Below are 18363 nucleotides of genomic sequence, written 5' to 3'. Positions count from 1 at the left end.
CCCGACGGCACAGACCGGTCTTCTCGTGCTGGAGGTGGGGCGCATGATGCCGCATCGGTCCTATCGGCGTGTGTCGCCCGAGGTGCGCAATGCCGCGGTGGAGCAGGTCATCGCGCTGACCGGTAAGTTGCGCAGCGAATCGGAGGCATGCCGGGTGGTCGCCGAACAGATCGGCGTGCACACGAATTCGGTGCGCAATTGGGTGCGCGCCGCCGAGGGACCGGGCCTGGAACGTATGGACGCGACGGCGCTGCGTCGCAAAGTGGCACTGCTGCAACAGCAATTGGCAGCCGCCGCCGAAATGAACCGCACGCTTGCCGACTCCCTCAATCGATCGCGGCGCCGAACGTGACCTGGCTCTGGGCGCGGGCCGACATGCGGCCCGAGCCGGCGGTGCCCGGGCGTGCGGTGCCGATCCCACCGCCGCGGGCAGTATTTCGATGACCGGACGCAGCATCCTGTGGATGGCGCTCGGTGCCACGCTGGGGTTGATGACCTTGGTCGTGGTGATTGTGCTGCCCTCGGTGGAGGATCCCTGCGAGGGCGTGTCGGTTCTCGGTTCGTCGACCGCGTTGCCCCCGATAGGTGGTTTCGCGCCAGGTGGTTCCGCCGCCGCGGCTCCAGGTGGTGCGACAGACAACCGCAGCGATACCCGTACCTCGGCGCTGCCGACCGCGACACCCGCCGAACCGACAGTGTCGCAGGCTAATCCGACCGCTACGGGCGCACCTTCGCTGGCGGCCGGCAGCGGCCCGATCCGCCGGACGCTGCCGCTGGCGGCAGGCACTTTCACGGTCTCGGACGTCTTCGGCGCCCGTGGGGGTACTCACCTCGGCGTCGACCTTGCCGCCACTGATGGCACCACCATCTATTCGGTCTCCGACGGGCACGTTGTCGCGGCCGGTCCCGCTTCGGGTTTCGGCAACTGGATCGTCGTCGACTCGGTCGACACCAACGGACGCTCGTATTCGGCTGTATACGGCCACATGTGGGACAGCGGTGTACATGTGCGCGTCGGCGACACGGTGGCCGCGGGCCAGCCGATCGCGCAGGTCGGTTCGGCGGGCGAATCCAGCGGTCCGCACCTGCATTTCGAGATCGTGCCCGGCGGGCGATTCACCGGCGGTCGCCAGATCGACCCACAGCCGTGGCTGGACGGCGCGCCGACTCCGGATGTCGGTGGCGCGCTTGCCTATTCGAGCGACCCACGTTGCAATCTCGGGTTCGGCAGCGCCGGTGGCGCGTTGGCCGCGGGGAAGGTGCCGCCGGAACTGGAAGTCTGGTATCGCCGCGCCGGTTCCATCTGCCCGCAGATAACACCGTCACTACTGGCCGCTCAGGGCAGGCAGGAGTCCGGGTTTCAGCGCGGGGCGAATTCGCCTGCGGGCGCGCAGGGTTTGGCGCAGTTCCTACCGGGCACCGCGTCGAGTATCAATCCCGACGATGGCAAACCGTATGTCATCGATGCCGACGGCAATGGCGTCGCCAGCGTCTGGGATGACGGTGATGCGATCGTCGGTCAGGGCCGCTATATGTGCGCGATCGCGCACAAGGTCGTGTCCTGGGAATCCGAGGGGAGGGTGCAGGGCGATCTTGTCGCGCTGACGCTGGCCGCTTACAACGCCGGTGAGGGCGCTGTGCTGGCGTCGGGCGGTATGCCGAATCAATTCGCCGCGCACTACTCCGAGACCCGGCCCTACGTCGCGAACATCCTCGCGATGGAACCGCAGTACCGGGCGCCGGGTTCCCTCGGCAGGTTCACCCCTCAGGACAGCTCGGGCGGGGCGAATATCGTGGCGGCTGCACATCAATGGCTCGGTCAGCCGTATGTCTGGGGCGGCGGTGGCCCGCAGGGGCCGAGTAGCGGAGGTCTGGACGGTCCCGGATTGACCTCGGCCGCGGTGTTCGCGGCGTCATCGGGCACCGTCACCCTGCCGCGCACCGCCGAACAACAGTGGGAGGCGGGTGCCGAGGTGCCGATGAGCAAGGCGGCGCCGGGCGATCTGGTGTTCAGCTCGTTCGGTCCGCGTGGACCCGCGCAGGTCGGAATCTATTCCGGCAGTGGGCAAATGATCCAGTCGGTGCCCGGTGTGGATACCCGTTCGCGCAGCGGCGTGACGGAGGTCCTCGTTCCCGGCGACGCTCGGTTGCGGAGGGTACTGTGAGCGCCTCGGCCGGGCAGGGGAGTGAACACGCCGCGGCGCAGGTGACGCGTGCGGCGTCCGTGCACGGGTCGTGGCGGTTAGCCTTGAAGGATCGATCGGCGTGCAATGACAATGCGAAAGCACGCGCGAAACTGGTGGTGATGCTGGTGGTGAGCGTTGCGATGCTGGGTGTGTCAATGCTCAGTGCGGCCTGTAGCAGTGGTGACGGCGCGGACTCGGATTCCGGTGCCGCGCATCCGGTGACGCCGACAACCCGGTTGCTGGAGGAGGTACCCGCCCCCGATCCGGTGACGCCGGACGGCGTCGCGGTGGCCGCGCTGAAGGAGATCTACACCTGGCAGCCCGTCACCGAGAGTCCGGGAGCCTCGCTCACCCGTGCGCGTAAGTGGCTGGGCCCCAGTATGATTCGCATGCTGGATACCTCACCGAGCGGACTGGAGACGCCCAAACCATCACTGCAGTGGGCGGATTGGGCGAAGGCGAACGCACATGTCGAAGCGTTCACCTTCGCCTCCGGGGACAGGCCGCCGGCCGGCGCAGACCCGAATATTCAGCAGTTCAAGATCGGCGTCGAGCAGACAGTCGTCTATCCGAACGGGCGCAAGGAACCGTTACCGCCCGCGACGGTCATCGCGACCGTCGTCAATACGTCCGACGGCTGGCGGCTCGACGCATTCCGCTGAGCAGCGCAGACTCATCGCAGAGCACGGTCCATACAGGAGGCAGATATGGCGAAAAAGAAGAAGGTGCAGGATCCGGCCGCGGTCGGACCCGATCTCAGCCTGATCATGATCTACGCCGCCTTCGCCATTCTCGGGACTCTGTGGATCGCACTGCATCTGGGCAACGCCCTGGCGGTCACCCGCCAGAACGTCCCGGTAAACCCGATCGCCATCGTCGCGGATCTGGCGCGCGGCAACCTGCATTGGCCGCGCCCCTCGACGGTGATTGTGCTGCTGGTCTTGTTGGCATGTGCCGCATACCTTTTCGTGCGCAAGCGGCTCAAGACTCGGCAGACCAAGGGGCGCCTCGCCATCGATGACAAAGCCGATGTGATGGGGACCGGCAGTGCCATCGCCTCGCTCACCGAGGCAGGCGTACGGGCGAAGGCCGAGATGCTCGGCGTGAATCTCGGTTATAACGACGCACCCGGTGTGCCGATCGGCATCGGTGTCGCCGACGGGGTCATGCTCTATGGCTCCTATGAGGACCTGCACCTCGACATTTGGGGTCCGCGCCAGGGTAAGTCCACCTCGAGGGTGATTCCGGCGATCCTCACCGCGATCGGTCCCGTGTTGGCCACCTCGAACAAGCGTGACGTGGTCGATGCGACCCGAGATGTTCGTGCGGCCAAGGGCAGCCCCACCTACGTGTTCGACCCGCAGGGCGTGGCCGGTGAGGAACCCACCTGGCACTGGGATCCGCTGGCCTGGGTGGACGCCCATCATGAGGGTTGTGAAATGCGCGCGGCGCGGCTGGCCGGGCATTTCGCCGACGCCGACAGCGGCTCGGAGGCCAAGGCGGACGTGTTCTTCGATCCCGAGGCCGAGGATCTACTCGCCGGGTTGTTCCTCGCCGCCGCCGCAAGTGGTATGGCGATCGTCCAGGTCTGGGAATGGGTGACCGATCCGAACAACTCGGAGCCCATCGAGATACTGCGTCGGGCCGGCCACGATTACACCGCCTCGGGTCTGGCGATGCAGTACAACGCCGATCCGCGGACCAAGAGCGGAATTTTCGGTACCGCGAAGAAGATGATCCGATGCTTGCAGTTGTCGAATGTGCACCCGTGGATCCTGCCCGGTGAAAACCGCAGGCAGTTCGACGAACTGGAGTTCATCGAGAGCCACGGCACCCTCTACAGCCTCTCGCTGGAGGGGCGAGGTTCGGCGGCACCGCTGGTGAGTGCGCTTACCGAGGCCGTCGTCGATGTGGCCATGCGCAAGGCGTCGCGATCGCCAGGGGGTCGGCTGCCCATCCCGCTGCTCGCGGTGCTTGACGAGGCCGCCAATGTGGTGCGCTGGAAAGATCTGCCTAAGCAGTACAGCCACTTCGGTTCACGCGGCATTGTCGTGATGACGGTGCTGCAATCGTGGGCTCAGGGCGCCCGCTGCTGGGGTGACGCGGGCATGCTCGCGCTGTGGTCGGCGGCCAACGTCAAGGTGCTCGGCCCCGGCGTCGACGATATGAACTTCCTGCGGGACCGGTCCGAAGCGATCGGTGACTACGACTCGGTTTCCTCGTCGGTCTCCGAATCCAAAGGCGGCAAGAGCTATTCACGCTCGCTGGGTTCTTCGAAGACCTTCACCGTGCATGGGCTCGCGACGCTGCCGAAGGGCCGCGCGGTCGTGTTCACCTCGGGCCAGCCCGCGGTGCTCGTCCGCACTGTCCCATGGTGGGAGGGCGAGTACTCTGCCGACGTGAAGAAGTCGATCTCGCATCACCTGCCGGGACGCAAGACCGAGATCACCGACCTGATCGGCGGACCTTCGCTGATCAAGGCACCCCCGTCACCCGATTACGGCGAACCCGAGGAGGCTAGGCCGCTGTGACCGAACAGCAGCAACCGCCGATGATTCACACCGATGTGGTGGACTTCGTCGAAAACTATCTGAGTGTCGTCTACCGCCGCCAGGTGACCGACATCAGCGAAACGGTGTGGTGTCCCGAGTGGTGGAAGCACGCCGAGGCGGTGGCGCGGCTGGACGCGTTGTGGCGGGCGTGGGAGCACTATCGGCTGCAAGCGAGCACCGGCCTGAGCGTGTGGTTTCTCGACCACGCCGACCCGCACATGACGAAGCTGTTCGATCCGCGCGGTCCATTCAAATACTGCAGTGTTCGCAACGGCCACAAGGATATGCTGAGCCCGCTGCCGCTGAAGTCTCCTGAGCGTGGCCTGTTCGGGGATCCGACCGTCGGCGACTTCCAGCCGTAGACCGTCTGTTCGAACAGCACGGCAGTAATGCCGTGCGCGGCAACACAGTCCGCGAAACGACGAAACGCCCGCCGGGCCGGCGGGCGTTTCTCGTCTCTACTGGCGGACGCGCTCCAGGCCGCGGGCTTCTTGTTCGCGGCCGCGGGTGGCGACCGCGCGGACTGCCTCGTCTCGGATGCGTACCGCTTCTTCGGGAGGTTGTGCCTGCCCGACCTCGGTCAGCATTCGTACCGCGGCCAATTCGGGCGAGATGCCCATCCTGGCGAGGTGTGCGGCGATGGCGGTACGGCGTTCGGCGGAGTCGTATCTGATGAGTGGCTTGGCCACGGCCGAGGCATCGGCGGCCGTTCGGCTAGCACCCGCCTGCTCGGCGAATCGATCCTTCTCCAACGAAATGCCTTTGGCCGGGACCGATTTCTCGACCATTCGGGCCAGCTCGAGGTTGCGCGGATCTTTGGCCTTCGCGTCCCTGGCCTCACGGATCTGAAGCTCTCTGGCCTCTTTGACCCGGGCCTCGGTGACCTTGACGCGGGCTTCGGCCTCTTTTTGACCACGTTCACGGGTCCGCAGTGCGACAAGCGTCGCAAGCTGCAACATAGTCTTCATCATGGCCGCGGTTTCCCGGCCGATGTCGTCCAGTTCCTCGGACATGGCTGCTCCCCGATGCTGCAGTGATCACTATGGATGTTGTGGTGCTTCGTCACGGACACCGTCACGCGGATTGTGATCCGTAGGGCGGCGCCCCTGGCTGCAAACGTGGACACCCGGAGCTCTCGTCGCATGGCATTCCCCGGGCGGGGGATCTCCCAGTTGAGGCTTGACTACGCTCCGGAAACTCCTTGTTCCGAGACTACCTGAGAAAGCTCGGCACACCCGTACGAACGTGCCGCTCAACAGCATATATCGCACAATTTCGGCACGCGGCGCAATGCGCCGAAGGATCTCCTGTTTTAGCCCACCCTAACCGGATGATCAGGTTCTTCTAATGACGGGGCTGAGCGGGGCTTTCGGGGCGCGACGTGGGTCCGCACGCAGCCCGTGCGCACCGACCCACGAGCGCGGCTAGTCGATGCGCATCGATGTGACGGTCACCGGGAGCGTCGGCTTGCCGTCGCCGGGGCCGTTCGCATTGTCCTGACCGCCCTTGGCGATCTTGTCCACTGTCTCGAGACCGTCCTTGTCGACGGTGCCGAAAATGGTGTACTGCGGCGGCAACTCGGAATCGCCGTAGACGACGAAGAATTGGCTGCCGTTGGTACCGGGTCCGGCGTTGGCCATGGCGAGTACACCGCGCTTGTAGGCGACCGGCTGCGACTCGGCGGCCGGATCGCCCGGCGCGTACTGATCGGTGGGGTACTCGTTGCCGAATTGGTAACCGGGGCCACCCATTCCGGTGCCGGTCGGGTCACCGCACTGCAGCACCTTCAGGCCCTCGCCTGCAGTCATACGATGGCAGCTGGTGTCGTCGAAATAGCCCTGGCTCGCCAGGCTGGCGAAACTGTTGACGGTGCACGGGGACTCGGCATTGTTCAGGCTCAGGCCGATGGGGCCCTGGCTGGTTTCCATGCTCATGCTCAGCGAGGCATCCGCGCCGTCGGTCTTGATGCCTTCGGTCCTCGGCTTGTTCACCGGCTTGTCCGCGGGCCGCTGGCTGTCGGTGTATTCGCAGTTCACTGTGGCGGGTTTGGCCTGGGCGGCGGGCGGAGCGGCGGCCGACAGCGAGGCGTCCTTGGTTTCCGGCGTCGCGGTGTTCTCGCTGTCGTCACCACGGGTCAGGAAATAGACGCCGGTGACCGCCGCGACCACCACGACAACCCCGAGTACCGACCCGGCGATGGTGAGTTGCTTGCGCCTGCGTGCTCGATCGGCCCGATTGGCGAGCTGGCGCTCCAGCTTGCGTTTCGCCGCTGCTCGTCGCTGTTCGTTGCTCGGCACTACCACGTTCCTCCCGTATCCGATACGTACGGCCTAAGAGTGTGCCATCTCTTCCTGAGACTGCCCGGCACTTCCTGCCCGGGCGCCTGGGCGAACCGGTGGAACACGGTCGTCGGGGCGATGTTCGGGGGCGGGTGAAAGTGCCGAGGTGTTCGGTGTCGTAGTACTCGAGCGTGAGGTTGTCGCCGTCGAAGCTCGCCTGCGAGATCGAGCCGTGCGTGGCGTTCTCGCCCAAGGCCAGCCGGTCGCGGAATCCGGCAGGGTGAAGATGAAGCCTACTGAATCGAGCCGAACCGCCGTTCCTCAGCGCCAGCTCCAGCCATTTCGTCATGTCGGTGTCCGAGAGCTGACACCGCCTCACTCATATCGCGTAAAGGACCCGCTAGAGCCTAGTTCCGACCTGACTGCTGTGGATGGGGCGCGCCCATCAGCGGCCTTACCGAGCCGCACAGGCAAACCGGTTGGACTTGACGGGGAGTCGTGGTGGAAACTGGACCATTGTGACCAAGACCAGCAGCTTCTCCGCCCCGAAGGGGATCCCGGACTACGCACCACCCGGTTCGGCCGAGTTCGTCGCGGTACGCGACGGCCTGATCCGTGCCGCTCGACTCGCCGGGTACGGGCATATGGAGCTGCCGATTTTCGAGGACACCGGGCTGTTCGCGCGTGGCGTTGGTGAATCGACCGATGTGGTGACCAAGGAGATGTACACCTTCGCCGATCGGGGCGAGCGCAGCGTCACGCTGCGCCCGGAAGGCACGGCGGGCGTCATGCGCGCGGTGATCGAGAACGGCCTCGATCGCGGCCAGTTGCCGGTGAAGCTGGTCTACGCGGGTCCGTTCTTCCGTTACGAGCGGCCGCAGGCCGGGCGCTACCGGCAGTTGCAGCAGGTCGGCGTCGAGGCCATCGGCGTCGATGATCCGGCCCTCGACGCCGAGGTGATCGCGATCGCCGACGCGGGCTACCGCGGTTTGGGGCTGGATGGCTTCCGGCTGGAGGTTACCTCGCTCGGCGATGAGACATGCCGTCCGCAGTACCGAGAGTTGTTGCAGGAGTTCCTGTTTGGGTTGCCGTTGGACGAGGAGACCAAGCGTCGGGCGCAATTGAACCCGCTGCGGGTGCTCGACGACAAGCGGCCCGAGGTGCGCGAGATGACCGCTGATGCTCCGCTGATGATCGATCACCTGTCGGAATCGGCGAAGGCGCACTTCGAGCAGGTGCTCGGCTATCTCGACGCACTCGGCGTGCCGTACGTGGTGAACCCGCGCATGGTGCGTGGCCTGGACTACTACACGAAAACGACCTTCGAATTCGTACACGATGGGCTCGGTGCGCAGTCGGGGATCGGCGGCGGCGGCCGCTATGACGGCCTGATGGCCGAATTGGGCGGACAACCGCTGTCCGGCATCGGTTTCGGTCTCGGCGTGGATCGCACCATGCTCGCGCTGCGAGCCGAGGGGAAGTCCGTTGGCGACCCGGCTCGCTGCGAGGTCTTCGGTGTGCCGCTCGGCGACGCCGCCAAACAGCAGCTCATGGTGTTCGCGGCGCGGTTGCGCGGCGAAGGAATTCGGGTTGATCTGGCCTACGGCGGGCGCGGTGTGAAGGGTGCGATGAAGGCCGCCGACAAGTCCGGGGCGAAACTGACCCTGGTTCTCGGCGATCGCGATCTGGCCGAGGGGTCCATCGGTCTCAAGGACATGGTGAGCGGCGAGCAGCGACAAATCCCATTGGACGAGACGGTCGCCGCCGTCGTCGCAGCGCTGTACCCCGGCGAGTAGTACGGTGCCGGGGTACACCGATGCTCGTCTGGATGTGCTGCTGTGACTGTGGAACCGTCGAATCCCGGGGAATCCCAACCTGATCGAGAGATCGGCCTCGATCTCGTCGCGCCCGAGATGTACGCGCCCATGCTGCGCCGGCTGGCGCTCGCCGCGATCGGGGTCGGACTCGGCGCAGCGTTGCTCGCGGCGCTGCTGGTCAGCTGGCCGGTGTCGCTGGCGATCGGTGTTGTTGTCGGCGCTCCCACCGTCGGCTATGCCATCGCATTGCGGCGGCGTCGAATGTGGCTGACCGGCAACATGATTCACGCACGCCGACTGTTCGGGCAGCACCGGTTGGACCTGGCGGCGGCGACCGGAGTCGAGGTTCTCGTATTCCCATCGCGCCTGAGCCGTATCGCACTGCGGATCACGGCGGGAGCCGACACTCAGATCGTCCCGCTGGCCATGTACACCGATGCGGGCAGTGGACGGGAACTGCACCTGCTCGGCCTCCGCAAGCTGGCCGACGCACTCGCCGCCTGCCCGTTGGCCGGGGCCGTTTCGGTGTCGACGGTGCTGGTCGCGCAATTGCGTGCGGAGGCGAGGGACGCGGCATTGGAGCAGCGACCGCTGTATCGGGCGGTGCGATTGGCCAGGGCGAAGGATTACGTTTCGCCGATCGTGCTGACCGATGCGGAAGTCGCGCAGCTCTGCTGAACCCGGCCGTCTCGGGTGGCTGCTGTCGCGTAGCTCACCAGCTGGGTTCGGGGCTGTGAGAGTCGATAGGGTGGGAACCGAGTGTCCGACTACCACAAGGAGTTCATCGTGAGCACCGCCGCCCGGACCGCACCCGTGACCGTCTCCGTGACGGGGGCCGCGGGGCAGATCGCATACGGCCTGCTGTTCCGGATCGCCTCCGGTGCGATGCTCGGCCCTGAGACACCGGTTCGGTTGCGGCTGCTCGAGATTCCGGCGGCGGTCGCCGCGCTGGAAGGTGTGGCGATGGAGCTGGAGGACGGTGCGTTCCCGCTGCTCGATTCGGTCGATATCAGTGACGATCCCGGGGTGGGTTTCGCGGGCGCGAATGTCGCATTGCTGGTCGGTGCGCGGCCACGTACGGCCGGGATGGAACGCTCGGACCTGCTGAACGCGAACGGCCCGATCTTCACCGACCAGGGTGCGGCAATCAATGCCAGCGCCGCCGATGACGTGAGAGTGCTTGTCGTCGGTAACCCCGCCAATACCAATGCCTTCATCGCCATGAGCAACGCTCCGGACGTGCCCGCCGAGCGTTTCACCGCGATGACCCGCCTCGACCACAATCGGGCTATCGCGCAGTTGGCCAAGAAGACCGCCGCACCAGCGGCCGATATCGCTGGTGTCGCCATCTGGGGCAATCATTCGGCCACCCAATATCCCGATATCACCCATGTCACCGTGGCGGGCCGCCGCGCACTCGACCTCATCGATGACCAAGCCTGGCTGCGTAACGAGTTCATCCCGACCGTGCAGCGCCGCGGTACCGCCATCATCGAGGCCCGTGGCGCCTCCTCCGCGGCCAGCGCGGCCAGTGCCGCCATCGACCACATTCACGACTGGGTGCTCGGCACCGAGGGCGATGGCTGGACCTCCATGGCGGTCGCGTCCGATGGTTCCTACGGCGTCCCGGAGGGACTCATCAGCTCGTTCCCGGTGACCTGCGCCGATGGTGAGTACTCCATAGTTTCCGGGCTCGAACTCGACGAGTTCTCCCAGGCCCGGATCGACGTCAGCGTCGCCGAGCTCGAGCAGGAACGCGACGCCGTCATCGACCTCGGCTTCGCCAAGCCCGCCCGGCACCTCGCCCGCGGGTAGTCTCCGGCCGAAACCGCCTCACGGGCAGCCGAATCCGAGTGGTGACGTGCTCGCCTCTCAGTTCTCCGAGCACGGTCGCGACCTGCTGGTGAGATGCCGTGATGCGGTGCGCGCCGTCGATGAGGAGGGCGCCGATGGGATCAACGCCGCCGATTGTGCCGATCTGCACCGAATTCTGGGTGGCATGGCCGCGCGACTGGGGCTGCCGAGTCAGCCGACAGTCACACGTGGGTGGACTACGTGCCGATGGTCCAGGTTTCGCGGCCGTTGAGCAGCGATTGCAGTGCATACCGGTCGACGGGCTCGCGTTCGCGAGCGGCGTGGGTCTGGGCGCGGACGGCGTCGTCGTAGGTGGGGCGGGTGACACTGCGGAAGATGCCGGTCACGACGTGGTCGAGGTCCTGGTCGGAGAGGCGCGACAGGGCGTAGGCGTACTCGGGATTGTCGGAATAGGCGTCATGGACGACGATGTCGGACTCGGAGACCTCGTCGGTGCGCGCCACCCGGAGGCCGAAACCGCTTTGTACCACAGCGAATTCGCCCTCGGCGCCGAAGCGGATCGGGCGGCCGTGGTGCAGCGGGATGAGCCGGGATTCGGCGTCGCCGCGCCGCAGCACGTCGAAGGAGCCATCGTTGAAGATCGGGCAGTCCTGCAGGATTTCGACGAAGGAGGTGCCGCGGTGCTCGGCGGCGGCCCGCAGCACCTCGGTCAGGCCGGGACGGTCGGAATCCAGTGCGCGCGCGGCGAATCCGGCTTCGGCGCCCAGTGCGACCGACAGGGTATTGAACGGGTGGTCCACCGAACCCATCGGTGTCGACTTGGTGATCTTGCCCGGCTCCGACGTGGGCGAGTACTGCCCCTTGGTGAGGCCGTAGATGCGATTGTTGAACAGCAGGATCGTCATGTTCACATTGCGGCGCAGCGCGTGGATGAGGTGATTGCCGCCGATGGACAGTGCGTCACCGTCGCCGGTCACCACCCATACCGACAGATCGGGGCGGGTCACCGCGAGGCCGGTGGCGATGGCGGGGGCGCGGCCATGGATCGAATGGATGCCGTAGGCCTCGAGGTAATACGGGAACCGGCTCGAGCAGCCGATCCCGGACACGAACATCAGGTTCTCCCTGCGCAATCCGAGATCAGCGAGGAAGCTGCGGACCGTTGCCAGGATGACATAGTCACCACAGCCCGGGCACCAGCGCACCTCTTGATCGGAGGTGAAGTCCTTCGTTCGCTGCGGACCGTCGGCGCCGGGGACACCGGACAGTCCCGTCAGGCCCAGATCTGTTCCGACAAGCGAGGTTTCGGCGATCGTCATCAGTTGCCCCCAGCGTGGTCTCGGGCGACGTTCGAGCCGTTGCTCGCGGTCGCCGTGCGGTAGGTGGCCCGTGCTCGCGCGGCAAAGCTCTTATCGCGTTCCATGTCCTCGATCGACCCGTCCAGTGCCGCGTCGATCACCCCGACCAGCTCCTGCGCGGAGAAGGCGGTGCCCGCGATCTTGGTCCATGGCTGCACATCCACCAGATATCGCGCACGCAGCAGCATGGTCAGCTGGCCGCCGTTCATCTCCGGCACCACCACCGTGCGGTAGCCCCGCAGCACCGTGCCGAGGTTGGCGGGCAATGGATTCAGGTATCGCAGGTGTGCCTGGGCTACCGGGACACCGCGCCGGCGCGCCCGCCGGCATGCCTCACCGATCGGCCCGTAGGAGCTGCCCCAGCCGAGCAGCAACAGTTCGGCCCGCCCATCCGGATCGTTCACCTCGATATCCGGGACGGTGATCGCGTCGATCTTGGCCTGCCGCAACCGCACCATCAGCTCATGGTTGGCCGGTTCGTAGGAGATATCACCGCTACCGTCCGCCTTCTCCAGACCACCGATGCGGTGCGCGAGTCCCTTGGTGCCCGGTACCGCGAGCGGCCGGGCGAGTGTCTCCGGATCGCGGGCATAGGGCTGAAACGGGGTCGTTTCATCGGCGTCGGGTTCGAATGCGGGGTCGATCGGCGCCAGCTCGGACACTTTCGGAATCGACCACGGTTCGGAACCATTGGCGATCGAGCCGTCCGACAGCAGCAGCACCGGCGTGCGATAGGTGAGCGCGATCCTGGCCGCCGCCACCGCGGTCGAGAAACAGTCGGCGGGGGAGCGGGGCGCGAGGACCGCGACCGGTGATTCGCCATTGCGGCCGTATAGCGCCTGCAGCAGATCGGCCTGCTCGGTCTTGGTCGGCAGCCCGGTCGATGGCCCACCGCGTTGCACATCGACGATCACCAGTGGCAATTCCGTCATCACGGCCAGCCCGACGGTCTCGCTCTCGAGTGCTAATCCAGGGCCGGAGGTACTTGTGACACCGAGTGCGCCACCCAGCGCCGCGCCGAGCGCCGCACCGATTCCGGCGATTTCGTCCTCCGCCTGGAATGTGGTGACACCGAAGTTCTTGTGCTTACTCAATTCGTGCAGGATGTCGGAAGCGGGTGTGATCGGGTACGTGCCGAGGAAGACCGGCAGCCCGGCCAGCTGTCCCGCCGTCACCAGGCCGTAGGCGAGCGCCGTATTGCCGGTGATCTGCCGGTAGGTGCCCGGCGGCAGCACCGCCGGTGCGACCTCGAAGGTGTTCGCGAAGCTCTCGGTGGTCTCGCCGTAGTTCCAGCCGGCCCGGAAGGCGAGCAGGTTCGCCTCGGCGATATCCGGTTGTGCCGCGAACTTCTCCCGGATGAATCGTTCGGTGCCACCGATCGGCCGCCCGTACATCCATGAGAGCAGTCCGAGCGCGAATATGTTCTTGGCGCGCTGGCCGTCCTTTTTGCCGACACCGGTAGGTTCGGTGGCGCCGAGGGTCAGCGAGGTCATCGGGACGCGGTGCACCACGAAATCCGTCAGCGTGTCGTCGCCGAGCGGGTCGGCCGTATAGCCGACCTTGGCGAGGGTGCGCTTGGTGAATTCGTCGGTGTTCACAATGAGTGTGGCGCCCCTCGGCAGGTCCCCCAGGTTGGCCTTCAACGCCGCCGGGTTCATCGCCACCAGCACATCCGGCTGGTCGCCCGCGGTGAGGATGTCGTAGTCGGCGATTTGGATCTGGAAGGACGAGACGCCGGGGAGTGTCCCCTGTGGCGCGCGGATTTCCGCGGGAAAGTTGGGCTGGGTGGCAAGGTCGTTCCCCAACGCGGCGGCTTCATGGGTGAAGCGGTCACCGGCGAGCTGCATTCCATCGCCCGAATCTCCGGCGAACCGAATAACGACCTTTTCCAATTTCACTGTGCCGACATCATTTTGGTGTGAAACCATGTGCCTGCTTCACTTCCTCGTCGATGAGAGGGTGCCATTGGCCAACGTACTCCGCCGCGCACCCGATCGACCGTGAACGCGCGGTCCGGTTGGAATTGCCTGATACAACGCCGGGATCACGGCACTGCCGGTCAGGCGAACAGCGCCAATTGCCGGTCGGCCACGCGCGGACTTTCCGGTCGTGGCTCGGGTTCCTGGGGCAATTGCCGTGTCAGGCCGTGCCGTTCCAGTAGCGGCTGGGTGCGCCCGCGCAGCCAGGTCGTGTATTCGGGTGTCACATAGGCACCGCGCCCATAGAGCTGCCGGTAGCGGCGAAGTAGGGCCGGGTGTGCTTCGGCAAGCCAGCCGAGGAACCAGCCGCGGGTGCTGCCGCGCAGATGCATGGGAAACGCCACAACGGAGGCGGCGCCGGCCGTGGCGATGGCGCCGAAGAGTTCGTCGAGGTGCGCGTGTCCGTCGGTGAGATACGGGATGATCGGCGCCACCATCACGTTCACCTCGAATCCCGCGTCGGCCAGCGCCCGCACCAGCTCCAGCCGGGCTTTCGGGGCCGGCGTGCCGGATTCCAGGCTGCGGTGCAGGTCGATATCGAGGATCGCGATGGACACCGCGACGCTCACCCGAACCTGGCGCGCGGCCAGCGTCAGTATCGGCAGGTCCCTGCGCAGCAGCGTGCCCTTGGTGAGGATGGAGAACGGGGTGCCCGAATCGGTGAGTGCGCGAATGATCCCGGGCATCAACCGATATCGACCCTCCGCGCGTTGATAAGGATCGGTGTTGGTGCCGAGCGCGACCGGTTCCCGATGCCAGGACCGTTTACCGAGTTCCTTGCGAAGCACCGCGGCGATATTGGTCTTCACCACGATTTGCGAATCGAAATCGTTGCCCGCGTCCAGATCCAGATATTCGTGCGTGCCACGTGCGAAGCAATAACGGCAGGCGTGCGAGCAGCCGCGCATCGGATTGATCGTCCAATGGAACGGCAGACTCGCGTCTTCGGGCATCTTGTTCAGCGCACTCTTACACAGCACCTCGTGAAAGGTGACGCCCTCGAATTCGGGAGTTTGGACGGTGCGAACGAAACCTGCCCGGTCGAGACCGGGCAGGGCGCCGTCGTCGGCATCCAGGGTTTGGCTTTGCCACCGCACCCCAGTAGTCGAACATGCGTTCTATAGACTGTCAAGCAGTGGGCGTCAGGCGTTTTGTCCGGCTGGGGTCGCCGCCGAACGGTGTTCCTCGAAGAATGCCACCAAGTCACTGACGGTGTCGTCGATATGGCGTGGCCGGTAGCCGAGTTCCCGCTCGGCCTTGCCGTGATCGACCAGCGGTGCCGAGACCAGTGCGCCGAGGGCGGCACGTGAAAGGATATCTGTGCCGAGCATTTTGCCGATCGGCTCCAGCACCGGGATCAGGCCGCCGACCAGGCGCGGCGAGATCGAGAACTTCGGCCCCTTCTTGCCGCCGTGGCTCGCGGCCAGGTGGCACAGGTCGACCATGGTGATCATCGACCCGCCGAGTAGGTAGTTCTCGCCGGTCCGCCCGCCCTCGGAGGCTTGGATCAGGCCTTGGGCGACATCGCGCACATCGACCAGGTCGAAGCCGCCGCCGATCATCGCTGGAACGCGACCGCGGGCGGCATCCTTGAGTGTGCGATTGATGCGCGAGAGGGGAGTGCTGTGGTCTACCGGGCCGAATACGCCGGTGGGATTGCAGATCACCGCGTCCAGGCCCTTGTCGATCACCTTGCGCAGTTCGATCTCGCCGGACCATTTGGAACGGTCGTAGACCGGCAGGCTCGGGTCGGTCGAGCGCGGCGAAGTCTCGTCGATGCTTCCGCCGCAGCTGTACTGGTTGAACGCGTGGATCGAGCTGGCATGCACCATCCGGCGCACGCCGACCTCGAGTGCGGCCTCGGCCACGACTCGGACGCCTTCGGTGTTCACCCTCCAGGCGAGGTCGTTCTTGTCGGCCAGGGTGATCACCGCGACTAGGTGGTAGACCATTTCCGCGCCCGTGAGCACGGTGCGCATCGAAGCCGGATCCAGCACGTCGCCGGACACCCAGGTGATATCGGGGTCCGCGGGTCCCTCGGGGACCACGCGGTCGATGGCGACGACTTCGTGGCCTCGACCGACGAGCAGGTTGAGCAGATTCGTGCCAAGGTAGCCGGCTGCGCCGGTCACTGCGACCTTCATGGCACCGAGAATATAGAACTTGTTCTAATTTGCAACACGTTCCAGTCCGTTTCGAGGTGTCCCAGGTGCTCAACCGGCGCGACGCTGGGCTCGAAACTTGCCGGTACGGTCCGCTATATTGGGCCCAGCCGCAGCGGAAGTTACCGTGCGGACAGGGAGTTGACGTTAGACCTGGCTATGTGCACGAAACTGATGTTCACAACGAATGGGGGGCAGCTCGATGAGTGATCTCTCGGTAGAAACCGAGGCGGTTCGGGCGTTCGCTGCGCAGAACGCCGGGATCTCCGGCGAAATCGCAGGGGCGGGGAACTTCGACGCGGTGGCCAATGTCGCCGCCATGACTCCAGTATTCGGCCTGATCGGCGCCGACTACCTATTGGCATTCGCGGCCGCGCAGGTATTGCAGGCCAGGGATATCAATGAGCTATCGGCCAAGTACGCCAAGTTGTCGGAGGCGGCCTTCACCTCGGCTACCTCGTTCGACACCACCGACTTCAGCAACGCGGGATCCCTCGGTTCGATCGCCGACGAGATCGGTGGCGCGATATGAAGCCGCTGAATTCCTCCGACACCGGCCTCATCGGGCCCGGCCAGACCGCCGCCGCGGTCGACCACTCGGCGGCCGCGCAGCAGGCGGCACCGAGCGCGGCGCAGTCGGAACCGAGCCAGGGGCTCGTCGACGTGTCACTGCCGCAACTGCCCGCCGATATGCCGCCGATCGAGCCGCCGGAGTTCTATCTCGCCCGCAAGGTCAGCGAGGACTCGCAGAACCTCGGCACGGTCCCGCCCGGAATGCCCGGTCTGTCCGGTAACCAGATATCGGATCCGAGCGACATCCTGGCCGGAATCCCCTCGGACGTTTCGAGCCTGCTCGACGGCGCGAACGCCGCGGTCAACCAGGCTGCGGCCCCGGTGCTCGGCGCGGCGCAAGGCGTGCTCGGTCAGGCGCAGAGCGCGCTGGGCGGGGGCGGCGCGGCATCCGCCGCCGCTACGCCCGCCGCGTCCGCAGTGCCGTCACTTCCCGCCGATCCGGTCGCGGCCCTGATGAGCGGTCTCTCGTTGCCCGCGCTGCCCGGCGTCGACACGCTGTTCAAGCCGATCCTCGATCTGCTGAGCAGCTTCGGCACCGGAGTGCTCGGTTCGATCGACCCGACTCAGATTCTCAGCCAGTCCTCCAAGATCATCGAATCGGCGATGCAGGTGGGCAAGGGCAGCATGACGACAGTCGAACAGTTGTGGCAGGGGCAGTCGGCGCGCAGCGCGCAGGTCGCGGGTCAGCAGGCGAACACCACGGGACAGGACACCAGTCAGCGGGGTTTCGATATCTCCGACCTGACACAGAAGGCCGCTGCGGTCGTGCAGCAGGGCAACGCGCAATTGTCCGGGATCGCGACCTCGTTCGCCACCCAGGCCACCGCGCTGGCGCCCGCGGTGCTCACCCCGCCCGGCCAGGCGGCCCTGATCGCTACTGCCACCGAACATCTCGGTCAAGCGGTGAGCGTGGCGAACGCGACCCGCGGTGATCTGGCCGGAAAGACGGCCGAGCTGACCGGACTGGTCAACCAGCTCATCGCCCCCGCTGGCGGACCCGCACCGCAAGAGGTCGCCCAAGCGGTGATGCAGAACATCGGTGAGCCCATCATGGGGCAGGCGCAGGAGGCCGGCTCGAATGCCGCTGGGCTGCTGTCGGATTCGTCGAATTCATCCAGCGGGACCCCCACCAACGCGGCTTCGGCGGGTTCGAGCACACCGGCTTCCGGTAGCGGACTCGGCAATCCCGGCCATTCGGGTCTGCCGGGTGGCTCCGGCTCGTCGGGCACTCCGAGCTCGCCCTCGACCCCGAAGCTGATGGGTCTGCCGGGTGCCACGATGTCACCGATACCGGTCTCGGGAATGCTGGGATCCGGATTGCCGGGATCCGCGCTCGGCTCCAGCGGTTTGAGCACCTCGGCGGCGAGCACCGGCAACTCCAGCTACATGGGTGGCGGCGGCGGCGCTGGTGCCGCGGGCCAGCGCGGCAACAACGACGAGGAACACGAGCGCAACGTCGATCCGTACCAGAGCCGAACCGGCAACGACGATCTCACCGGACCGCTGGGCGAATCCACGCCCGACGTCATCGGCGCGACGCACACCGATGAAATGGTCAGTTCCGATTACGACCAGGATCAGTTCTGAGCCTGGCACCCGCTGAAACACGGTGCCGCAACGGATTCAGCGAATCGGCCGCCGT

16 protein-coding genes are annotated in these 18363 nt (G+C 66.0%); 10 read left to right on the top strand and 6 right to left on the bottom strand.

Going from position 1 to position 18363, the window contains the following annotated elements; all coding sequences use genetic code 11:
* The first annotated feature begins 43 nt into the window (after positions 1–43).
* The 5 genes from LKE06_RS23750 to LKE06_RS23730 all read left to right on the top strand — a co-directional run bounded on the left by LKE06_RS23750 (position 44) and on the right by LKE06_RS23730 (position 5100).
* Positions 44–352 carry a transposase gene (locus tag LKE06_RS23750; RefSeq protein ID WP_228001586.1) on the top strand — a complete coding sequence of 103 codons (309 nt, stop codon included), beginning with the start codon at positions 44–46 and terminating at the stop codon, positions 350–352.
* Positions 353–440: 88 nt separating this feature from the next.
* Positions 441–2165 carry a peptidoglycan DD-metalloendopeptidase family protein gene (locus LKE06_RS23745; protein ID WP_372477424.1) on the top strand — a complete coding sequence of 575 codons (1725 nt, stop codon included), beginning with the start codon at positions 441–443 and terminating at the stop codon, positions 2163–2165.
* Positions 2162–2848, top strand: a complete 687-nt coding sequence (locus LKE06_RS23740) for a hypothetical protein (RefSeq protein ID WP_228001584.1) — start codon at positions 2162–2164, stop codon at positions 2846–2848. The genes LKE06_RS23745 and LKE06_RS23740 overlap by 4 nt, the downstream gene beginning before the upstream one ends.
* A gap of 45 nt (positions 2849–2893) precedes the next feature.
* On the top strand, positions 2894–4717 hold the full coding sequence (locus tag LKE06_RS23735; RefSeq protein ID WP_228001583.1) for a type IV secretory system conjugative DNA transfer family protein: 1824 nt from the start codon (positions 2894–2896) through the stop codon (positions 4715–4717).
* Positions 4714–5100: a DUF4913 domain-containing protein gene (locus LKE06_RS23730; RefSeq protein WP_228001582.1), complete on the top strand. Its 387-nt coding sequence runs from the start codon at positions 4714–4716 to the stop codon at positions 5098–5100. Before LKE06_RS23735 ends, LKE06_RS23730 begins: the two co-directional genes overlap by 4 nt.
* 96 nt (positions 5101–5196) lie before the next feature.
* Here LKE06_RS23730 and LKE06_RS23725 read toward each other — a convergent pair whose 3' ends face one another.
* Positions 5197–5751, bottom strand: coding sequence for a hypothetical protein (locus LKE06_RS23725; protein ID WP_228001581.1), 555 nt, complete (start codon positions 5749–5751; stop codon positions 5197–5199).
* Between the two features lie 411 nt (positions 5752–6162).
* Positions 6163–7035 (bottom strand): peptidylprolyl isomerase, encoded by an 873-nt coding sequence (locus tag LKE06_RS23720; protein WP_228001580.1) that lies wholly within the window; start codon positions 7033–7035, stop codon positions 6163–6165.
* Between the two features lie 500 nt (positions 7036–7535).
* On the opposite strand from LKE06_RS23720, the gene hisS reads away from it, so the two are divergent.
* The 3 genes from hisS (at position 7536) to LKE06_RS23705 (ending at position 10649) form a co-directional block, all read left to right on the top strand.
* Positions 7536–8813 (top strand): histidine--tRNA ligase, encoded by a 1278-nt coding sequence (gene hisS / locus LKE06_RS23715; protein ID WP_228001579.1) that lies wholly within the window; start codon positions 7536–7538, stop codon positions 8811–8813.
* 42 nt (positions 8814–8855) lie between these two features.
* Positions 8856–9512 (top strand): hypothetical protein, encoded by a 657-nt coding sequence (locus LKE06_RS23710; RefSeq protein ID WP_228001578.1) that lies wholly within the window; start codon positions 8856–8858, stop codon positions 9510–9512.
* A 108-nt stretch (positions 9513–9620) separates the two neighbouring features.
* Positions 9621–10649, top strand: a complete 1029-nt coding sequence (locus LKE06_RS23705; RefSeq protein ID WP_228001577.1) for a malate dehydrogenase — start codon at positions 9621–9623, stop codon at positions 10647–10649.
* Between the two features lie 236 nt (positions 10650–10885).
* On the opposite strand, the gene LKE06_RS23700 is transcribed toward LKE06_RS23705, so the two are convergent.
* The 4 genes from LKE06_RS23700 to LKE06_RS23685 all read right to left on the bottom strand — a co-directional run bounded on the left by LKE06_RS23700 (position 10886) and on the right by LKE06_RS23685 (position 16130).
* Positions 10886–11968, bottom strand: coding sequence for a 2-oxoacid:ferredoxin oxidoreductase subunit beta (locus LKE06_RS23700; RefSeq protein ID WP_228001576.1), 1083 nt, complete (start codon positions 11966–11968; stop codon positions 10886–10888).
* On the bottom strand, positions 11968–13935 hold the full coding sequence (locus tag LKE06_RS23695; protein WP_228001575.1) for a 2-oxoacid:acceptor oxidoreductase subunit alpha: 1968 nt from the start codon (positions 13933–13935) through the stop codon (positions 11968–11970). Before LKE06_RS23695 ends, LKE06_RS23700 begins: the two co-directional genes overlap by 1 nt.
* Positions 13936–14066: 131 nt before the next feature.
* Positions 14067–15083, bottom strand: a complete 1017-nt coding sequence (locus LKE06_RS23690; RefSeq protein WP_228001574.1) for an Rv2578c family radical SAM protein — start codon at positions 15081–15083, stop codon at positions 14067–14069.
* Positions 15084–15128: 45 nt separating this feature from the next.
* A complete protein-coding gene (locus tag LKE06_RS23685) occupies positions 15129–16130 on the bottom strand; it encodes an NAD-dependent epimerase/dehydratase family protein (RefSeq protein ID WP_228001573.1) in 1002 nt (333 codons plus the stop codon).
* Positions 16131–16350: 220 nt separating this feature from the next.
* Here LKE06_RS23685 and LKE06_RS23680 point away from each other — a divergent pair, with 220 nt between their 5' ends.
* The gene (locus LKE06_RS23680) at positions 16351–16680 is read left to right on the top strand and encodes a type VII secretion target (RefSeq protein WP_228001572.1); all 330 of its coding nucleotides are present in this window, start codon (positions 16351–16353) and stop codon (positions 16678–16680) included.
* A complete protein-coding gene (locus tag LKE06_RS23675) occupies positions 16677–18308 on the top strand; it encodes a hypothetical protein (protein WP_228001571.1) in 1632 nt (543 codons plus the stop codon). The genes LKE06_RS23680 and LKE06_RS23675 overlap by 4 nt, the downstream gene beginning before the upstream one ends.
* The last annotated feature ends 55 nt before the right edge of the window (positions 18309–18363 follow it).

This window comes from Nocardia australiensis, from assembly GCF_020733705.1.
GTDB lineage: Bacteria > Actinomycetota > Actinomycetes > Mycobacteriales > Mycobacteriaceae > Nocardia > Nocardia australiensis.
This window is presented reverse-complemented; position numbering and strand designations above follow the sequence as displayed.